We start from the raw sequence: 3,161 nt of genomic DNA, 5'->3' as shown, positions 1-3,161 counted from the left end.
ATCAGGTGCTCAAATAGCGCCCAATCAACGCAATCCCGCTCACCAGCACCAACCACGTCACCAGGCGCACAAACGCCTCCCGGGACAAGCGTCTGGTCAAACGCCGACCAACCCACAGCCCCAGCGCCATGGCCGGCAGCAAGCAGACCGCCAACACCAGCAACGGCACATCCGAATACACCCCGGCGATCGCAAACAGACTCAACCGCACTACTGTGCTGCAACTGATCAGCGCGCTCTGTGTCGCCCGGGCCTCGTCCTTGGGCAATCGGCTGTTCAGATAAATCGCGTACAAAAAGCCACCACTGCCAAACAACGCCCCGAACATCCCGCCCACCGTCCCCATCGGCACTGACCATCCGGCCGATAATTGTTTCGGAGCAGCTTTTATCCACAGGCTGTAAATCGCATAGGCGCTGATAAACAGCCCCATCAACAGCAGCAACAGGTCGGATTTCAGGTTCAGCAGGAAGGTCACCCCAAGGGTGCAGCCCACCGCCATGCACGGCAGCAGCCGCAGCAGTTCGGGCCTGGCCACGTCACGGCGCGAAGGCAGCAAGTTGCCGAAGGCTGCGACGAAATCCAGCAGCACCAGCAGCGGGACGATTTTCGACAGCGGCATGAACAGGATCAGGATTGGTCCGGCGACCAGCGCGGTGCCGAAGCCGGCGATGCCGAAAACGATGTAGGCCAGCGCAATGCCGAGGCCAATCACGCCCCATTCCCCAGCGCCAAACTGCCACTGGCCCAACCAATCAATCAGCATGTAACTAATCCCTGTAGGCGCTGCCGAAGGCTGCGATCTTTTGATCTTTAGAAACAAGAGCAAAAGATCGCAGCCTTCCGCAGCTCCTACAAGGGGTCGTGCATTCGGTTCGGGAATGCCTTTAAACTGCGCCCCATGATTAAAGATCCCTTTGCAAGACTCGGCCTGGACCGCGAAGTCCTGACCGTTACTCAGCTCAACGGCCGTGCGCGGGTGTTGCTCGAAGACGTGTTCAGCAATATCTGGGTCGAGGGCGAAATATCCAACCTCGCGCGCCCGGCGTCCGGGCACGTGTACTTCACTCTCAAGGACAGCGGCGCCCAGGTGCGTTGCGCGCTGTTTCGGCAGAACGCCGCACGGGTGCGCCAGGCGCTGAAAGACGGTCTGGCGGTCAAGGTGCGGGGCAAGGTCTCGCTGTTCGAGGGGCGCGGCGATTATCAGCTGATCCTCGACACCGTGGAGCCGGCCGGCGATGGTGCCCTGCGCCTGGCCTTCGATGCCTTGAAGGAAAAGCTCAGCGCCGAAGGCCTGTTCAGTGCCGAACGCAAAGTACCGCTGCCGGCGCACCCGCAACGCATCGGCATCATCAGCTCGCCCACCGGCGCGGTGATCCGCGACATCATCAGCGTGTTCCGGCGTCGCGCACCCCAGGTGCAACTGACATTGATCCCCACCGCCGTACAGGGCCGCGAAGCCACCGCGCAGATCGTCCGCGCCCTGAAACTGGCGGACGCCCGTGGCTTCGATGCCTTGATCCTGGCCCGTGGTGGCGGTTCGCTGGAAGACCTCTGGTGTTTCAACGAGGAAGCCGTGGCCCGTGCCGTGGACGCCTGCGTAACGCCGATCGTCAGCGCCGTCGGCCACGAAACCGACGTATCGATCAGTGACTTCGTCGCCGACGTTCGCGCCCCCACCCCGTCCGCCGCCGCCGAACTGCTGGCCCCGGACTCCAGCGATCTGGTGCGCCGGGTCGAGAGCCTGCACCGTCGGCTGGTGATGCGCATGCGCGACCGCCTGATGCGCGATCGGCTGCGTCTGGAAGGCATTTCCCGGCGCCTGCGTCATCCCGGCGAACGCCTGCGCCAACAAGCGCAGCGCCTGGACGATCTGGACATGCGCCTGCGCCGCGCTTTCGAGCGCAACCTGAACACCCGTCGCGAACGCTTGATCCGCCTGGAAACCCGCCTGGCCGGGCAGCATCCGGGCCGGCAACTGGCGATGCTGCGCCAGCGCCTCGACAGCCTCGCCGAACGCCTGCCCCGCGCCATGCGCGAAGGCCTGAAAAGCCGTCGCCTGCAATTGCACAGTCAGATGCAGACCCTGCATGTGGTCAGCCCGCTGGCGACCCTCGGACGTGGTTACAGCATTTTGCTGGACGAGCGCGGCAACGCGATTCGCAACGCCGCGCAGACCCATAACGGCCAGCGCCTGAAGGCCAAGCTGGGTGAAGGCGAGCTGCAAGTGCGGGTCGAAGACAATCACCTGACACCTGTCACCCTTTCTTTACTGGATTGATCCATGCCGCGCCTTTTAGCTTCGCTTCTCTTGTTGTGCCTGACGTTCAATGCCCACGCTGACAGCTACATCACGCGCCTGTTGAACAAACCGGTGCCGGGCGGTGTGGCCGTGGTGGATCTGGGCAGCGCAGCCCAAGCCCCGAAAGCCAGCTATCAGGGCAAACCGGTGCTGGTGGTCAAGGAACAGAACAACTGGCTGGCGATTGTCGGCGTGCCGCTGACGGTCAAGCCGGGCGCACAGTCCATCAGCAGCGGTGGCCGTAACCTGGCTTTCACTGTCGGCAACAAGAAATACCCGGAACAGCGCATCACCCTGAAAAACACCCAACAGGTCAATCCGAACCAGGACAATCTCAAGCGCATCGAACGCGAGCTGGCTGAGCAGATCGCCGCCTACCGCACCTTCAGCCCGAATACGCCGAGCAATCTGCTGCTGGATAAACCGGTCAACGGGCCGCTGTCGAGCAAGTTCGGCGTGCGCCGCTTCTTCAACGGCGAAGAGCGCAATCCCCACTCGGGCCTGGATTTCGCCGTGCCCGCCGGTACTCCGATCAAGACCCCGGCGGCGGGCAAAGTGATCCTGATCGGTAACTACTTCTTCAATGGCAACACGGTGTTTGTCGACCACGGCCAGGGCTTTATCAGCATGTTCTGCCATATGTCGAAAATCGATGTGAAGGTCGGCCAGCAACTGGCTCGCGGTGCGGTGGTTGGCAAGGTCGGCGCGACCGGCCGGGCGACCGGGCCGCATATGCACTGGAATGTCAGCCTGAATGATGCGCGGGTAGATCCGGCGATTTTCATTGGGGCTTTCCAGCCATAAGAAGGCGGTTATCGATGTTGGCCCCATCGCGAGCAGGCTCGCTCCCACAGTGGAT

The 3,161-nt window shown here is 62.5% G+C and carries 3 protein-coding genes; 2 read left to right on the top strand and 1 reads right to left on the bottom strand.

Annotated features, from left to right (window positions below; genetic code table 11):
- Position 1 precedes the first annotated feature (1 nt).
- Positions 2 to 766, bottom strand: a complete 765-nt coding sequence (locus K9857_RS30110) for a sulfite exporter TauE/SafE family protein (protein WP_224542188.1) — start codon at positions 764 to 766, stop codon at positions 2 to 4.
- 135 nt (positions 767 to 901) lie between these two features.
- Between K9857_RS30110 and xseA the strand changes: the two genes are divergently transcribed.
- Positions 902 to 2,281, top strand: coding sequence for an exodeoxyribonuclease VII large subunit (xseA, locus tag K9857_RS30105; protein WP_224542186.1), 1,380 nt, complete (start codon positions 902 to 904; stop codon positions 2,279 to 2,281).
- Between the two features lie 3 nt (positions 2,282 to 2,284).
- Positions 2,285 to 3,106, top strand: coding sequence for a M23 family metallopeptidase (locus K9857_RS30100; protein WP_224542184.1), 822 nt, complete (start codon positions 2,285 to 2,287; stop codon positions 3,104 to 3,106).
- Positions 3,107 to 3,161 lie beyond the last annotated feature (55 nt).

The sequence above is a fragment of the Pseudomonas sp. REP124 genome, from assembly GCF_020164475.1.
GTDB lineage: Bacteria > Pseudomonadota > Gammaproteobacteria > Pseudomonadales > Pseudomonadaceae > Aquipseudomonas.
Note: the sequence above shows the minus strand (reverse complement) of the source record. Positions and strands in the feature narration are given on the sequence as shown.